Source organism: Mesorhizobium sp. M0626, assembly GCF_040320665.1.
GTDB lineage: Bacteria > Pseudomonadota > Alphaproteobacteria > Rhizobiales > Rhizobiaceae > Mesorhizobium.
In genome coordinates, this window is the sequence record NZ_JAMYQD010000018.1 from 147798 (window position 1) to 162547 (window position 14750).

Sequence of the window (14750 nt, forward strand, 5' to 3'; positions counted from 1 at the left end):
GTCTTCGCTCTAGCGCGGTTCCAACCGGTACATTGGTTGCGAAAGCGGCACCGGAGCCCGCAGCAGGTCGGCGCATCGGCGGTCGAGCGCAACTGCCGGCGCAAAACTGACTGAAGCGCTTGAGGCGCAAGGCCTGGCGCGTGAGCGGTTTCGCGCCTTCCGTCCGGGCGAGCTTTGGGACGTTCCCGAGATCGAGCGCGGCTGAAGTCTGCATTTGGCCGTTTACGGCACTGCCGTTTTAGCCGATGTTCTATCGCAACAGGGGGAACAGATGAAATCAATCTTGGCAGTTTTGATCGCGCTGGTAATTTCGACGCCGGCCGCTTTCGCGGGCGAAATCTCCGATCGCGCCGCTGAAGCCGAAAAGGCACTGCAGGCGGGTGATGGCGCCGGCGCGCTGGACAAATTCCGCAGCGCCGAGGACGCTCTGTGGCAAGCGATGCCGCTTGGCGTGCAAAATGTGAAGCATATCCTGTCGGCCAGCGGGTTCGGCGCCTACGCCGAGCGCCCGAACCATGTCTACAAGCCGGGCGAAGAGATTGTGCTTTATATGGAGCCGGTCGGTTACGGCTACGGCTCGGATGGGCTCGGCAACAACCAGATCGCGCTTTACGTTGACCTTACCGTGCTTTCCCAGTCGGGCGAGAAGCTGGGCAGCGTCGAAAAGCTTGGTCGGGTCCAGCTCGCCTCGCGCTCGCATAACCGAGAGATGTTCTTCAAATTAAACGTCTCCCTGGATGGCGTTCCCCCCGGCAAATACCGCGCGGATTTCCTCATGCACGACGAGAACTCGCCAAAGACGGCGCCTTTCACGACCGACTTCGAGATTGCCGAATAGCGCGCCCAGTCGGAGAGAGCCTCGCGGCAAGAGGGAACCAGAGCGCGGCAGATGCGTTCTTAGGCCGCTGCAGTCAATTTGCGAGGCATTGTCCATGATCAAATGGATCATCATTCTTCTCATCGTTGCTGCCGCCGCCAGCCTGCTCGGCATGCCGGCGCTGGCCGGTGCCGCCGCCACCGGCGCGCGCGTGCTGATCGGCATCGTTCTCGTCATCTTCCTGCTGATCGTGCTCGGCGTTTTCGCGGTAACCTAGACGCAGCCCACACTGGTAATTCCCGCCCGTTTCCGCCATATAGCGGCGAAACGCACAGGAATTACCTCAGATCATGGCAGGCACTGCCCCCTTCGCCAAGATGAACGGCATCGGCAACGAAATCATCGTCGCCGACATGCGCGGCCGTGCCGATAGGGTCACGGCGGCGTCGGCTGTCGCGCTGAACGCCGATGCGGCGACCAGGTTCGACCAGATCATGGCGATCCACGATTCGCGCACGCCGGGCACCGCCTTTTACATCGACATCTTGAATTCCGACGGCTCGGGCGCGCAGGCCTGCGGCAACGGCATGCGCTGTGTCGTCCAGGCGCTGGCCGCCGAAACCGGCCAGAAGACTTTCACCTTCGAGACCCGCGCCGGCATCCTCAACGCCGTCGAACATGCCGACGGCACCATCTCGGTCGACATGGGCACGCCGCGCTTCGGCTGGCAGGATATCCCGCTGGCTGAGGAATTCCGCGACACCCGCATGATCGAGTTGCAGATCGGCCCCATCGACGCGCCGGTGCTGCATTCGCCTTCGGCTCTCTCGATGGGCAACCCGCACGCCATCTTCTGGGTCGAAAACGATGTCTGGTCCTACGAACTCGAGCGTTTCGGCCCGCTGCTCGAAAACCATCCGATCTTCCCCGAGCGCGCCAACATCACTATCGCCCAGGTAACGTCGGCGGAGACGATGATCATCCGCACCTGGGAACGCGGCGCCGGCCTGACCAAGGCCTGCGGCTCGGCCGCTTGCGCTTCCGTCGTCGCCGCTGCCCGCACCCGGCGCACCGGCCGCAGCGTTACGCTGATGACGCCCGGCGGCGGCTCGCTGCATGTGGAATGGCGCGACGACGACCACGTCATCCTGACCGGTGCCGCTGAATGGGAATTTTCCGGCAGTTTCGATCCGTCGACCGGCACCTGGGCCCGCGACACCGAAAGCGCGGCCTGATGTCTGCACTTGCCGATACCAAGGGCCTCAACTCCCAAGGCATAGACGTCGTCACCTTCGGCTGCCGTCTCAACACCTATGAATCCGAGGTGATGCGGCGCGAGGCCGAAAGTGCCGGCCTCGGCGCGCTCAAAGGCGGGGCTATCATCTTCAACACCTGCGCCGTCACTTCGGAAGCGGTGCGCCAGGCCAGGCAGTCGATCCGCAAAGCCCGCCGCGAAAACCCGGCGGCGCGCATCATCGTCACCGGCTGCGCCGCGCAGACCGAACCGCAGAATTTTGCCGCCATGGACGAGGTCGACCTCGTGCTCGGCAATGAGGAGAAGCTGAAGGCGAACTCCTATCGCGCGCTGCCGGATTTCGGCGTCAACGACACCGAAAAGGCGCGCGTCAACGACATCTTCTCGGTGCGCGAGACCGCCGGCCACATGGTCGACGCCATTGAGGGCCGGGCGCGTGCTTTCGTCCAGGTGCAGAATGGCTGCGACCATCGCTGCACCTTCTGCATCATCCCCTATGGCCGCGGCAACTCACGCTCGGTGCCGATGGGCGCGGTTGTCGAGCAGGTCAAGCGTCTCGCCGGCAACGGCTACGCCGAGATCGTGCTGACCGGCGTCGACATGACCTCTTTCGGCGCCGACCTGCCGGGCGCGCCGAAGCTGGGAAAGCTGGTGAAGACCATCCTGAAGCAGGTGCCTGATGTGAAGCGGCTGCGGCTGTCCTCCATCGATTCGATCGAAGCCGACGACGATCTGCTGGACGCCATCGCCACCGAACCCAGGCTGATGCCGCATCTGCATCTGTCGCTGCAGTCGGGCGACGACATGATCTTGAAGCGCATGAAGCGCAGGCATTTGCGTGACCAGTCGATCCGCTTCTGCGAAGATGTGCGCAAATTGCGCCCGGCAATCGTGTTCGGCGCCGACATCATCGCCGGCTTCCCGACCGAGACCGAGGAAATGTTTCAGAATTCGATAAAGATCGTCGAGGAATGTGGGCTGACGCACCTGCATGTCTTCCCGTTTTCGCCGCGTGAAGGCACGCCCGCCGCGCGCATGCCGCAGGTCCGCCGCGAATTGGTCAAGCAGCGCGCGGCCCAGCTGCGCGCCGCTGGTGAGGCTGCGTATCGCCGCCATTTGTCGTCACTCCCGGGAACGCGCCAGTCGATCCTGGTCGAGCGCGACGGCCTCGGCCGCACCGAAGGGTTCACGCTTGCGGCGCTCGACACGGGCGCGCCGGGCGAGATCGTCGAGGCAGACATCACCGGCCATGACGGCGCGCGCCTGATAGCCTCGCCCCTCACTGCCTGCGCCGCCTGAGACGATTGAAGCATGGCCGGTTTTTTCAAGAACATATTTTCGTTCGGCAAGAAGGAAGTCGTCGAGGAGCGCATCGACGAAACCGCTCCCCTGCCGCCGATCAAATGGGATGCGCTTGAGGCGCTGAAGCCGGCGGCCGAGCAGGTCGTTCCGGAGTTCTTGAAGCGCGAGGAACCCGAGCCGCCGACGCCCCACCCTCGCCTCGATGGGGAGGGTCGCCACGAAGTGGCGGGGAGGGGTGAGAGCGCCGACGCCTGCGCCACTCACCCCCACCCCCAAGCTTCGCTTGGGACCTCCCCCATCAAGGGGGAGGTAAAGCCTGCGCCGCAGTCGGCGCCAGAAGAACCGAAGCCCAAACCCGCGCCGACCATCCCGCCCGCGCCGGAACCGGTCGTCCCATCCGAGCCGGAACCGTTGCCGGAGCCCGCGTCGGTAGAAGAACCGCAGCCTGAGCCCGCTCCCGTCGAAGTGCCGACGCCTGCCGAGACTCCAGCAGAACCGGCCGCCCCGATCGAAGTGCCGCAACCGTCCGCGCCTCCCGCACAGCTTACCTCAGAGGTCAGCGCCGCCCCTCATCCGCCTGTCGGCACCTTCTCCCCGTATAGCCACGGGGAGAAGGACGAGGCGCCCCACCCTCCCCTCGATGGGGAGGGTCGACGCGAAGCGGCGGGGTGGGGTGATGGCGCCGACGCCAGCGCAAATCACCCCCACCCCCAAGCTTCGCTTGGGACCTCCCCCATCAAGGGGGAGGTAAAGCGCACGTCGATTGAAGCTGTACCCGCGCCGGTCGAAGCCAAGACCATCGTTACCGAGCTAGCGCCCGCGCCGGCCCCGCAACCTTCGCCACAGTCAAAACCAGCTCCCGGCAAAGTCACCGTCACCAAAAAGGTCGAGCAGAAAGCCGAGCCGCAAAAGGCGCCCGAACCGGCGCCGCGAGGTTCCTGGTTCCAGCGCATGCGCGACGGGCTTGCCCGCTCCTCGAAAGAACTCACCGGCAACATCGCCGGCGTCTTCACCAAGCGAAAGCTCGACGAAGAGACGCTACAGGACCTCGAAGACGTGCTGATCCGCGCCGATCTGGGCATGGAAACAGCCTTGCGCGTCACCGATGCCCTCGCTGCCAGCCGCTATGGCAAGGATGTCTCCGACGCGGATGTCCGCACCATCATGGCGGCCGAGGTGGAGAAGGTGCTGGCCCATGTCGCCATGCCGCTGGAGCTCGACCTGTCGCACAAGCCGCATGTCATTCTGGTGGTCGGCGTCAACGGCACCGGCAAGACCACGACCATCGGCAAGCTCGCCGCCAAACTGACCGATGGTGGCCTGTCGGTGATGCTGGCCGCCGGCGATACCTTTCGCGCTGCAGCCATCGAGCAGCTGAAGATCTGGGGCGAGAGGACGAAGTCTCCGGTCATCGCCTCGAAGATCGGCGCGGATGCCGCCGGCCTCGCCTACGACGCTTTCGAACGCGCCAAGGAGGCCGGCTCCGACGTACTGATCATCGACACCGCCGGCCGGCTGCAAAACAAGACCGAACTGATGGCGGAGCTGGAAAAGATCGTGCGCGTGCTGGGCAAGCTCGATCCGGAAGCGCCGCATACCGTGCTGCAGACGGTCGACGCCACCACCGGCCAGAATGCGCTCAATCAGGTCGAGATCTTCCGCAATGTCGCCGGCGTCAACGGCCTGGTGATGACCAAGCTGGACGGCACGGCGCGCGGCGGTATTCTGGTCGCGATCGCGGCAAAGCACAAACTGCCGGTCTACTTCATCGGCGTCGGCGAACAGGTCGACGACCTCGAACCATTCTCGGCCAGCGAATTCGCCAGGGCGATCGCGGGCGTAGCGTAAAAAGCACGATCCCGAAGAGCTGCAGGCTTTTTTGGACAAGATCATGCGTCAGAAGGAAGTCATGAACCCTCCCATCCTCGAACGCGACCCGTCCGACCCGCGAAAGAAGAAAGAAAGCGTCAATCCGCTGCTCAAGCTGGTGCTGGAACTCGGGCCGCTGATGGTGTTCTTCTTCGCCAATGCACGCGGCGCCTGGCTGGTGCAGAAATTTCCTGTCCTGGCCGAGTTCGGCGGGCCGATCTTCGTCGCCACCGGCCTGTTCATGGCGGCGACGGCGGTCGCGCTGATCGCCTCCTGGCTGCTGCTGCGCACCTTGCCGATCATGCCGATGGTCTCGGGCGTCGTCGTCTTCATCTTCGGCGCGCTGACGCTCTATCTGCAGGACGACGTGTTCATCAAGATGAAGCCGACCATCGTCAACACCCTGTTCGGCGGCGTGCTGCTCGGCGGTCTGTATTTCGGCCGATCGCTGCTCGGCTATGTCTTCGATTCGGCCTTTCGCCTCGATGCCGAAGGCTGGCGCAAGCTGACTTTCCGCTGGGGCCTGTTCTTCCTGTTCCTGGCTCTTGCCAATGAAGTGGTGTGGCGGAATTTTTCCACCGACTTCTGGGTTACCTTCAAGGTCTGGGGCATCATGCCGATCACCCTGTTGTTCACCTTCAGCCAGATGCCGCTGATCCTGCACCATTCGATCGAGGATAAGGCCGAGAAGGTGGAAGAAGCCGGCAAGTAGAGCAATTCCAGGAAAAGTGTGAAGCCGTCCGGAATTGCGTCAGAATAAACGGAGACGGCCATGGAATTCGTCACCACGCGCGATGAACTGAGGACGATCTACAAGACGCCGCGGCCGACCGACACCTCGATGCGCAAGGAACTCAGGGCGCTCGACGGCCACTGCCGCTCTTTCATCGGCAAGAGCCCTTTCGTGCTGATCGGTTCTTCCGACGGCGCCGGCAATGCCGACGTGACGCCGAAAGGCGACAGACCGGGCTTTGCCCTTGTCCTCGACGACACGACCATCGCCATTCCCGACCGGCCCGGCAACAACCGGCTGGACACGCTGGAAAACATCCTGCTCAACCCTTCGGTCGGGCTGCTTTTTCTCATCCCCGGCATGAACGAGACGCTGCGCATCAATGGCGACGCCCGCATAACCGTCGATGCCGGTTTGCGCGAGCGCCTCACCGTCGACGGCAAGCAACCGCAAAGCGTCGTCGTGGTGAGCGTCAAGGCCGCTTACATGCACTGCGCCAAGGCCTTCATGCGCTCCGAATTGTGGAAGCCGGACAGCTGGCACGACCGCGCGACGTTGCCGACGCTCGGTCAGATCCTGTCCGATCAGATGGCGCATGCCGAAACTGCCGACGATTTCGACCGCTCGCTGGACGAGGCCTACAGCAAGACCCTGTGGTAAATTTCGCGTACGATTCGCCATTGCAGTCCTTTGCCGGTTTCCCTAGCCCTGTTTCCCCGTGATCGAACTCCTCGCCATCTCCGGCAGCCTGCGCGCCGCCTCGACCAATTCGGCGCTGCTGGCGGCGCTGTCCGCGAACGCGCCTTCGGATTGCCGCGTAACTGTCTATGACGGGCTCGGCCTGCTGCCGATCTTCAACCCGGATGACGAAGGCGAGCGCACACCGGCCGAGGCCATGCGGCTGATCGAGGCCGTCACCAGCGCCGATGGCATCATCGTCTCCTGCCCCGAATATGCCCATGGCGTGCCCGGCGGCATGAAAAACGCTCTCGACTGGCTGGTCTCGCGCGACGCCGCAGTCGGCAAGCCCGCCATGCTGGCCCACGCCTCCGCGCGCTCGCTCTATGCCCGCGCCGCGCTGGCCGAGATCATGCGCACCATGTCGTTCGCGCTTTGTGAGAATGCGGTTCTGGAGATTGCCTTGCTCGGCAAGAAACCGCCGGAGATAGAAGCGATCCTGGGAGAGGACGAGAACCTGCGGGCCATGCGCGAAGCGGTGCAGGTTTTCGCGAGTTTTATACGCGCAAACGTTGCCTCGTCATCCTAGGGCGGAGCAAGGAGCGAAGCGACGCGGCGCAGACCCTAGGATGACGAACGAAAGGGTGCGGCGCACCCCAACGTGCCGCTGTGCTACCCCTTCCGCAACGTCTCGACATCGGTCACACCGACATACCAGTCGCGCGCGTTGACCTCTTCGAACACCACCCAGACGTCGTCATTGCTAAGCCCGGTGGCGTCCATGATGGCCGCCGTGACCTTTTTGGCAATGTCGGCCTTCTTGCCAGCGGGATCAGCGGCGATCACTTCCTTGACGATGCGGATGTTGACGAATGGCATGATGTCCTCCCCTTGAATTGTGTCTGATACCGCCGCCGCTGGGCGGCTTCGAAATCCGCTCCGGCGAACCGCTTGGCGGTGGTTCCGGCGGCCGCAGCGCAACAGGCGCCGCCGGCAGGCGCAGAAACGCCATCAAGGGCCGCCAGAGAAGCGTTTGCAGCAGCCTCAATACGTCTTCGCCCCGTTCACCATCAGCCGCACCATGTAGAGCGACGTGGTGCCGGCGATGTAGAGGCAGTTCAGCTTGTTGCCGCCGAACACGCAATTGGCGGTCACTTCCGGCACCTTGACCTTGCCGATCAGCGTGCCGTCGGGATCGTAGCAATGGATGCCGTCGGCGGCACTGGTCCAGATGCGGCCGGCCTCGTCGAGCCGGAAGCCGTCGAACAGGCCGGCCGTGCAGTCGGCGAACACCTTGCCGCCCGAGACCTTCTTGCCGTGCTTGCCGACGTTGAAGACCCGCATATGCGCGGGGTTCTGCGCGCCATGCGTGCGGCCGGTGTCGACGACATAGAGCTGGCTTTCATCCAGTGAAAAGGCAAGCCCGTTCGGCCGGACCATGTCGGTGATGACGGCCTCGACCTCGCCCGTATCCGGATCGACCCGGTAGACATTGCAAGCGCCGATCTCGCTTTCGGCCTTGTCGCCCTCATAGTCGGTGTCGATGCCGTAGCTCGGATCGGTGAACCAGATCGAGCCGTCGGATTTCACGACCGCGTCATTGGGCGAATTCAGCCGCTTGCCTTTCCATTCGGCCGCGATGGTGGTGACGGAACCGTCATGCTCGGTGCGGCTGACGCGGCGGCCGGAATGCTCGCACGTCACCAGTCGGCCCTGGCGGTCGACGGTGTTGCCGTTGGAATTGCCGGAGGGCTGACGGAAGACGCTCACATTGCCGTCGGTCTCGTCATAGCGCAGCATGCGGTTGTTGGGGATGTCGGACCAGACGACATAGCGGCCGGCGGCGAACCAGGCCGGCCCTTCCGCCCACTGACATCCGGTAAACAGCTTTTCCACCTGGGCGTTGCCGTTGAACAGCCGCGCGAAACGCGGATCCAGAATTTCGTAATAGTCTGCGGTCGCCATGCATTTCCTCCGGGCATCACGTGACGCGCGGATCAAGCCAGCCTGCGGGCGCGATGGCAAGGTGGCGCAGGCGCAATTTGTAAGACAAAAGGTGCCCGGCCGGCATGGCCCGCCAGCCTGTCCGGCCGTTTATGGTGCTGTAGCGCTGTATTAACCCGCTATGCGCCCTGTGCAATGGTGCATTGCAACATCTTCTTTTTGCATCGCACCATTCCTATGTCATGGTGCGAACGACCAAGGGAGGAACAAATTCACCGCTGATATGCGGCACGAAAGGACCCTTGCTATGGCTTTTGACAACCTCTTCTCCCGCGCGCGCTCCTCGATGGCCAAGCGCCGCCACTACAACCGCCTCGTCGCGGAAATCGAAAACCTAACGAGCCGCGATCTGGCCGACCTGCGCGCCGACCGCTCGGAAATGCTCTACCAGATCCACAGGCAGATCTACGGCTGAGCATTTCAGACGTCAGCGGGGCACCGCCCCCTCACCCGGATTGCCAAACCGAATTGCATGAGCAATTCGGGCAATTCGACCTCTCCCCCCGGGAGAGGAGCTAGCCTGTGCCGATGCTTCCCTCTTCTCCCCACGGGGAGAAGGTGGCCGCGTAGCGGCTCGATGAGGGGGCATGGCGCCAACGTCAGCCCGGTGCCGCGAGCGCCTTTTCAATCTGCGGCAACAGAACATCCCTCGCCGACTCCCCTGTCAGCGGCCCGACATGCTTGTAGGCAATCTTGCCGTCCTTGCCGATGACGAAGGTTTCCGGCACGCCGTAGACGCCCCAGTCGATGGCCGTGCGGCCGGCCTCGTCGACACCTATCGCCTGGAACGGATTGCCGAGATCACCAAGGAACCGGCGCGCGTTTTGCGCTTGGTCCTTGTAGTTTAGCGCGGCCATGACGAAGCGCTTGTCCTGCGACAGCTGCAAGAGCACCGGATGCTCTTCCCGGCACGGCGCGCACCACGATGCAAAGACGTTGACCAGCGTTACCTTGCCGGCGAAGGCTTTTGAATCCAGCCCGGGCAGGTTTGATCCTTCCAGCGCCGGCAGGTTGGTCTGCGGCGCCGGCAGGCCGATCAGCGCCGACGGCACTGCCGCCTCGTCGCGTCCCGACAAAAGCTGCGACAGGAACAATCCGGCGAGGCCGAGAAAAACCAGCAGCGGCAACAGCACGATCAGGCGGCGGCGCGGCGACGCCGGCGTTTCGCTTTCCGTGCTCATGGCTTGCTGGCCCCAGTGCTGGCCCCAGTACCGGCTTTGTCCGAGCGACGCCGCACGCCGGCCGCTTCGAGTTCCGCCAGTTCGCGCTTGCGGGTCCGCTGGTCGAGCAGGATCCAGCCGATCAGCCCGGCCAGCACGATCGCCGTGATGCCATAGGCGACCGCGACATAGAGTGCGTGTGCACTCATGCGCTTCGCGCCCCTTCCACCGTCGCTTCGTCGTGCTCGATCATGGCCTTCCCATGGCTTTGCGGCTTTCTTAGCTTTGCGGCTGGGGCTTCGCAATTGATCCGTCGCGCCGCAGCGGTCATATCAGTCCGTTCCATGCCGCAGCGCCAGTGCTGCCGCCACCGGACCCAGCACGGCAAGAAACAGCGTCAGCGCGGCAAGAATGAGGAAGGGCTGCAGGAACGGATCAGGGTCGGCCACCGCGCCGTAGCTCGCCGACACTCCGAAGATCAGCACCGGGATGGTCAGCGGCAACACCAGCACCGAGATCAGCAGCCCGCCGCGCGGCAGCGCCACCGCCACCGCCGCCCCGACCGCGCCGATGAAAGTGATGGCCGGCGTGCCGACCAGCAGCGTGAGCGCGGTGGCGCCGATGCTGAGCGGCTCCATGTTCATGAACAGGCCGAGCAGAGGTGCCGCAACCACCAGCGGCAGAACGCTGCCCATCCAGTGCGCCAGGCACTTCACCAGCACCGTCAGCGCCAGCATGTGGCGGTCATTGCCCAGCACCAGAAGATCGAGCGAACCGTCTTCGCGATCGGCCTGAAACAACCGGTCGAGGCCGAGCAGGCAGGCGAGCAGAGCGCCGATCCAAAGGATCGCCGGACCGATGCGGGCGAGCAGCTTCAGGTCCGGTCCGACACCGAAGGGGATGGTGGCGATGACGGCGAGGAAGAAGATGACGCCGGTGAGCGCTCCGCCGCCGGCGCGGACGGGGAGGCGGATGTCGCGCAGGAAGAGGGCTAGCATGATTTGAGATGCCCGCGCTTGAGCACCCCCCTCTGGCCTGCCGGCCATCTCCCCCTCAAGGGGGGAGATTGGATAGAATTTCGGCCTTCGCCAATCTCCAGCGCAGCAAAATCTGCTCGGCAGCCGAGCTGCTGATCTCCCCCCTTGAGGGGGAGATGGCCGGCAGGCCAGAGGGGGGTGCCTGGCACCGACATCAAATCCCCATCCTCAATTCCTTCGCCCCATCCAATCCCAGCGGCAGGTGCGTCGCCGCGACAATAATCCCGCCCTCCGCGCAATGCCTCGTCATCAGCCCCGCAAACCGCGCCTCCGAAGCCTTGTCCAGCCCGGCCGTCGGCTCATCCAGCAGCCACAGCGGCTTATGACTGACCAGCAATTTCGCAATTGCCGCGCGCCGCCTTTGCCCGGTCGACAGATAGCCGAAAGGCAGGTGGCCGATGCCGCCGAGACCAACCGTCTCCAGCGCCTCTTCGACACCCGACTGCCCATCGCCGTTGAAATCGCGCCAGAAGCGCAGATTCTCCGCCACGCTGAGCGCCGTCTTCATTGCGTTGAGGTGGCCGAGATAGTGGACCGCCGAAGCGATCGTCGGAAACGTCTCGCCGCCGCCCTCGATGCGCACGTCGCCTTGCGCCTTCGGCAGCAGCCCGGCGATGACCCTGAGCAGCGTCGATTTGCCCGAACCGTTCGGCCCGGTGACGACCAGCACCTGGCCCTGGTCGAGCGCAAAACCGATGCCGGAAAAGACCGTCTCGCCGCCGCGTTCGCCGCCCAGATTTTCGGCAATCAGCCGCATGCCTGCCCGTCCCGAAAACTTTACCGCGCGATAGCTGCCGCATCGCACAAATTTGCTCCGCAACTGTCTAGAACTATTCCAGAAAATTCTCTATATGCGGGACATCCGTGCCAGCGGTCGGCACGGGAACAGAATTTGCGCCGAACCAGCGCACGCGCCGCCTTGAACGGCTCGGGTTGGCTGGGAACGGACAGCGGAAATGGCCGTACCCGCACCTTTGCGCGTGATTGCATGCCCATCGGCGTCCGTTCCCTTTCAGGCTGAACAGACAAGGACGGACCGCACGTGTCAAAATCCCTCGACAGTTTCAATTGCCGCCGCACCCTCACCGTGGGTGGCGCGGACTATGTCTATTACAATCTGGTCGAGGCCGAGAGGAACGGCCTCACCGGCATTGCCCAGCTGCCTTATTCGATGAAGGTGCTGCTGGAAAACCTTTTGCGCAATGAAGACGGCCGCTCCGTCACCAAGGACTCTATCCAGGCTGTGGCCGGCTGGCTGACGGACAAGGGCACCGCCGGCGTCGAGATCGCCTATCGCCCGGCGCGTGTCCTGATGCAGGATTTCACCGGCGTCCCGGCGGTGGTCGACCTTGCCGCCATGCGCGACGGCCTCAAGGCGCTCGGCGGCGATCCGCAGAAGATCAATCCGCTGGTGCCGGTCGACCTCGTCATCGACCACTCCGTCATCGTCGACGAATTCGGCACGCCACTGGCCTTTGCCAGGAATGTCGAGCTCGAATATGAGCGCAACGAAGAGCGCTATAAATTCCTGAAATGGGGCCAGCAGGCGTTCCGCAATTTTCGCGTCGTGCCGCCCGGCACCGGCATCTGCCATCAGGTCAACCTCGAATATCTCGGTCAGGTCGTCTGGACCAACACGGAAGACGGCGAAACGACCGCCTATCCCGACACCTGCGTCGGCACCGATTCGCACACCACTATGATCAACGGCCTTGGCGTGCTCGGCTGGGGCGTCGGCGGTATCGAGGCCGAGGCGGCGATGCTCGGCCAGCCGGTTTCCATGCTGTTGCCCGAAGTCATCGGCTTCCGCCTTACCGGCAAGCTCAGGGAGGGCATCACCGCCACCGACCTGGTGCTGACCGTCACCCAGATGCTGCGCAAGAAGGGCGTCGTCGGCAAGTTCGTCGAGTTCTTCGGCCCGGGCCTGTCCAACATGACGCTGGCCGACCGCGCCACCATCGGCAACATGGCGCCCGAATATGGCGCCACCTGCGGCTTCTTCCCGGTCGACGGCGAGACCATCCGCTATCTCACAATGTCGGGCCGCGAGGAAAGCCGCATCGCCCTGGTCGAGGCCTATTCCAAGGCGCAAGGCATGTGGCGTGACGCCGGCTCGGCCGACCCTGTCTTCACTGACCTGCTCGAACTCGAGCTCGACAGCGTCGTGCCGTCGATGGCAGGTCCCAAGCGCCCCGAAGGCCGCGTTCCGCTCGAAGGCATTCCGGCCGGCTTCGCAAAGGCGATGGAGACCGAGTACAAGAAGGCTGCCGAAATCCACAAGCGCTATGCCGTCGAAGGCACCGAGCATGATCTCGGTCATGGCGATGTCGTCATTGCCGCCATCACGTCCTGCACCAACACCTCCAACCCGAGCGTGCTGATCGGCGCCGGCCTTTTGGCGCGCAACGCCAACCGGCTCGGCCTCAAGCAGAAGCCGTGGGTGAAGACCTCGCTGGCGCCGGGCAGCCAGGTGGTCGCCGAATATCTGGAAAAGTCCGGCCTGCAGAAGGAGCTCGACCAGATCGGCTTCAACCTGGTTGGTTTCGGCTGCACCACCTGCATCGGCAATTCCGGCCCGCTGCCGGCGCCGATCTCCAAGACCATCAACGATAAGGGCCTGATCGCCGCCGCAGTGCTCTCCGGCAACCGCAACTTCGAAGGCCGTGTTTCACCTGACGTGCAGGCGAACTATCTGGCGTCGCCGCCGCTGGTGGTAGCCCATGCTTTGGCCGGCACCGTCACCAAGGACCTGACCACCGAGCCACTCGGCGAAGGCCGCGACGGCAAGCCGGTCTATCTCAGGGATATCTGGCCGAGTTCGGCCGAGATCCAGGAGTTCATCGAGAAGAACGTCACACGTGAGCTATTCGCCCGCAAATATGCCGACGTCTTCAAGGGCGACGAATACTGGCAGAACGTCAAGGCGCCGGAAGGCCAGACCTATGCCTGGGACGACAACTCGACCTATGTGCAGAACCCGCCCTATTTCGCCGGCATGACCTCCGGTTTCGGCAAGATCGGCGACATCAAGGGCGCGCGCGTGCTCGGCCTGTTCGGCGACAAGATCACCACCGATCACATCTCACCGGCGGGTTCGATCAAGGCCGCTTCCCCGGCCGGCAAATACCTCACCGACCATGGCGTCGGCGTTGCCGACTTCAACCAGTACGGCACAAGGCGCGGCAACCATGAGGTGATGATGCGCGGCACCTTCGCCAACATCCGCATCCGCAACCACATGCTGGGCGAGAACGGCCGCGAGGGCGGCTACACCATCCACTACCCGTCGAAGGAAGAGGAATCGATCTACGACGCGGCGATGAGATACAAAAAGGAAGGCGTGCCGCTGGTCATCTTCGCCGGCGTCGAATACGGCAACGGCTCCTCGCGCGACTGGGCAGCTAAAGGAACGAATCTCCTCGGTGTCCGTGCCGTCATCGCCCAGTCCTTCGAGCGCATCCATCGCTCCAACCTGGTCGGCATGGGCGTCATCCCCTTCGTCTTCGAGGAAGGCACCTCATGGGCCTCGCTCAACCTCAAGGGTGACGAGCTGGTCGAGATCGACGGCATAAGCACCATCAAGCCACGCCAGACGATGATCGCCAAGGTGACCTATGGCGACGGCACCGTGAAGAACGTGCCGATCATCTGCCGCATCGATACGCTGGACGAACTCGACTACTTCAAGAATGGCGGCATTTTGCAATACGTGCTGCGCGATCTGGCCGCGTAGCGGCCAGGGCTTAGGCAGTAGGGATTGGGCGGTAGCGGGGAACGACATCCCCTACTCCCTACTCCCTACTCCCTACTCCCTACTCCCTACTCCCTACTCCCTACTCCCTACTCCCTACTCCCTACTCCCTACTCCCTACTCCCTACTCCCAGTCTTTCCAAA

At 63.6% G+C, this 14750-nt stretch carries 16 protein-coding genes; 10 read left to right on the top strand and 6 right to left on the bottom strand.

Annotated elements, in window-relative coordinates; all coding sequences use genetic code 11:
• The first annotated feature begins 214 nt into the window (after positions 1 to 214).
• The 8 genes from NKI37_RS23570 to NKI37_RS23605 all read left to right on the top strand — a co-directional run bounded on the left by NKI37_RS23570 (position 215) and on the right by NKI37_RS23605 (position 7243).
• Positions 215 to 838 (top strand): hypothetical protein, encoded by a 624-nt coding sequence (locus tag NKI37_RS23570; RefSeq protein WP_245263842.1) that lies wholly within the window; start codon positions 215 to 217, stop codon positions 836 to 838.
• A 94-nt stretch (positions 839 to 932) separates the two neighbouring features.
• Positions 933 to 1094 carry a DUF1328 family protein gene (locus NKI37_RS23575; RefSeq protein WP_023683859.1) on the top strand — a complete coding sequence of 54 codons (162 nt, stop codon included), beginning with the start codon at positions 933 to 935 and terminating at the stop codon, positions 1092 to 1094.
• 73 nt (positions 1095 to 1167) lie between these two features.
• Positions 1168 to 2052, top strand: coding sequence for a diaminopimelate epimerase (dapF, locus tag NKI37_RS23580; protein WP_352544228.1), 885 nt, complete (start codon positions 1168 to 1170; stop codon positions 2050 to 2052).
• Positions 2052 to 3371 (top strand): tRNA (N(6)-L-threonylcarbamoyladenosine(37)-C(2))-methylthiotransferase MtaB, encoded by a 1320-nt coding sequence (gene mtaB / locus NKI37_RS23585; protein ID WP_352787160.1) that lies wholly within the window; start codon positions 2052 to 2054, stop codon positions 3369 to 3371. The genes dapF and mtaB overlap by 1 nt, the downstream gene beginning before the upstream one ends.
• A 12-nt stretch (positions 3372 to 3383) precedes the next feature.
• Positions 3384 to 5222, top strand: coding sequence for a signal recognition particle-docking protein FtsY (ftsY, locus tag NKI37_RS23590; RefSeq protein WP_352794568.1), 1839 nt, complete (start codon positions 3384 to 3386; stop codon positions 5220 to 5222).
• Positions 5223 to 5283: 61 nt separating this feature from the next.
• Complete coding sequence (locus NKI37_RS23595; RefSeq protein WP_023710236.1) at positions 5284 to 5955, top strand: septation protein A; 672 nt, start codon at positions 5284 to 5286, stop codon at positions 5953 to 5955.
• 60 nt (positions 5956 to 6015) lie between these two features.
• Entirely contained in the window at positions 6016 to 6636 is a 621-nt protein-coding gene (locus tag NKI37_RS23600) for a pyridoxamine 5'-phosphate oxidase family protein (RefSeq protein ID WP_023706747.1), read from the top strand.
• Positions 6637 to 6694: 58 nt separating this feature from the next.
• Positions 6695 to 7243, top strand: a complete 549-nt coding sequence (locus NKI37_RS23605) for an NADPH-dependent FMN reductase (protein WP_023683853.1) — start codon at positions 6695 to 6697, stop codon at positions 7241 to 7243.
• Positions 7244 to 7326: 83 nt separating this feature from the next.
• Here the strand turns inward: NKI37_RS23605 and NKI37_RS23610 are convergent, their stop codons facing one another.
• Positions 7327 to 7533 (bottom strand): tautomerase family protein, encoded by a 207-nt coding sequence (locus NKI37_RS23610; protein ID WP_023683852.1) that lies wholly within the window; start codon positions 7531 to 7533, stop codon positions 7327 to 7329.
• Between the two features lie 165 nt (positions 7534 to 7698).
• Positions 7699 to 8619 (bottom strand): SMP-30/gluconolactonase/LRE family protein, encoded by a 921-nt coding sequence (locus NKI37_RS23615; protein ID WP_023671738.1) that lies wholly within the window; start codon positions 8617 to 8619, stop codon positions 7699 to 7701.
• Between the two features lie 286 nt (positions 8620 to 8905).
• On the opposite strand from NKI37_RS23615, the gene NKI37_RS23620 reads away from it, so the two are divergent.
• Entirely contained in the window at positions 8906 to 9073 is a 168-nt protein-coding gene (locus NKI37_RS23620) for a hypothetical protein (RefSeq protein WP_023683851.1), read from the top strand.
• A gap of 184 nt (positions 9074 to 9257) precedes the next feature.
• Here NKI37_RS23620 and NKI37_RS23625 read toward each other — a convergent pair whose 3' ends face one another.
• From NKI37_RS23625 to ccmA, 4 genes are all read right to left on the bottom strand, one after another.
• Positions 9258 to 9839: a DsbE family thiol:disulfide interchange protein gene (locus NKI37_RS23625; RefSeq protein WP_023687679.1), complete on the bottom strand. Its 582-nt coding sequence runs from the start codon at positions 9837 to 9839 to the stop codon at positions 9258 to 9260.
• A complete protein-coding gene (gene ccmD, locus NKI37_RS23630) occupies positions 9836 to 10027 on the bottom strand; it encodes a heme exporter protein CcmD (RefSeq protein WP_023755643.1) in 192 nt (63 codons plus the stop codon). Before ccmD ends, NKI37_RS23625 begins: the two co-directional genes overlap by 4 nt.
• 123 nt (positions 10028 to 10150) lie before the next feature.
• A complete protein-coding gene (ccmB, locus tag NKI37_RS23635) occupies positions 10151 to 10816 on the bottom strand; it encodes a heme exporter protein CcmB (protein WP_023755644.1) in 666 nt (221 codons plus the stop codon).
• A 193-nt stretch (positions 10817 to 11009) separates the two neighbouring features.
• Positions 11010 to 11612, bottom strand: a complete 603-nt coding sequence (ccmA, locus tag NKI37_RS23640; RefSeq protein ID WP_352596818.1) for a heme ABC exporter ATP-binding protein CcmA — start codon at positions 11610 to 11612, stop codon at positions 11010 to 11012.
• Positions 11613 to 11897: 285 nt separating this feature from the next.
• On the opposite strand from ccmA, the gene acnA reads away from it, so the two are divergent.
• A complete protein-coding gene (gene acnA, locus NKI37_RS23645) occupies positions 11898 to 14588 on the top strand; it encodes an aconitate hydratase AcnA (protein WP_352512817.1) in 2691 nt (896 codons plus the stop codon).
• The last annotated feature ends 162 nt before the right edge of the window (positions 14589 to 14750 follow it).

Excerpts from the sequence above, each read along its gene's own strand:
- NKI37_RS23620 (WP_023683851.1), top strand. The coding sequence starts at position 8,906 with ATGGCTTTTGACAACCTCTTCTCCCGCGCGCGCTCCTCGATGGCCAAG.
- mtaB (WP_352787160.1), top strand. The coding sequence starts at position 2,052 with ATGTCTGCACTTGCCGATACCAAGGGCCTCAACTCCCAAGGCATAGAC.
- dapF (WP_352544228.1), top strand. The coding sequence starts at position 1,168 with ATGGCAGGCACTGCCCCCTTCGCCAAGATGAACGGCATCGGCAACGAA.
- NKI37_RS23595 (WP_023710236.1), top strand. The coding sequence starts at position 5,284 with ATGAACCCTCCCATCCTCGAACGCGACCCGTCCGACCCGCGAAAGAAG.
- NKI37_RS23610 (WP_023683852.1), bottom strand. The coding sequence starts at position 7,533 with ATGCCATTCGTCAACATCCGCATCGTCAAGGAAGTGATCGCCGCTGAT.
- ftsY (WP_352794568.1), top strand. The coding sequence starts at position 3,384 with ATGGCCGGTTTTTTCAAGAACATATTTTCGTTCGGCAAGAAGGAAGTC.
- ccmB (WP_023755644.1), bottom strand. The coding sequence starts at position 10,816 with ATGCTAGCCCTCTTCCTGCGCGACATCCGCCTCCCCGTCCGCGCCGGC.
- NKI37_RS23625 (WP_023687679.1), bottom strand. The coding sequence starts at position 9,839 with ATGAGCACGGAAAGCGAAACGCCGGCGTCGCCGCGCCGCCGCCTGATC.
- ccmA (WP_352596818.1), bottom strand. The coding sequence starts at position 11,612 with ATGCGGCTGATTGCCGAAAATCTGGGCGGCGAACGCGGCGGCGAGACG.
- NKI37_RS23615 (WP_023671738.1), bottom strand. The coding sequence starts at position 8,619 with ATGGCGACCGCAGACTATTACGAAATTCTGGATCCGCGTTTCGCGCGG.
- NKI37_RS23600 (WP_023706747.1), top strand. The coding sequence starts at position 6,016 with ATGGAATTCGTCACCACGCGCGATGAACTGAGGACGATCTACAAGACG.
- NKI37_RS23575 (WP_023683859.1), top strand. The coding sequence starts at position 933 with ATGATCAAATGGATCATCATTCTTCTCATCGTTGCTGCCGCCGCCAGC.
- ccmD (WP_023755643.1), bottom strand. The coding sequence starts at position 10,027 with ATGAGTGCACACGCACTCTATGTCGCGGTCGCCTATGGCATCACGGCG.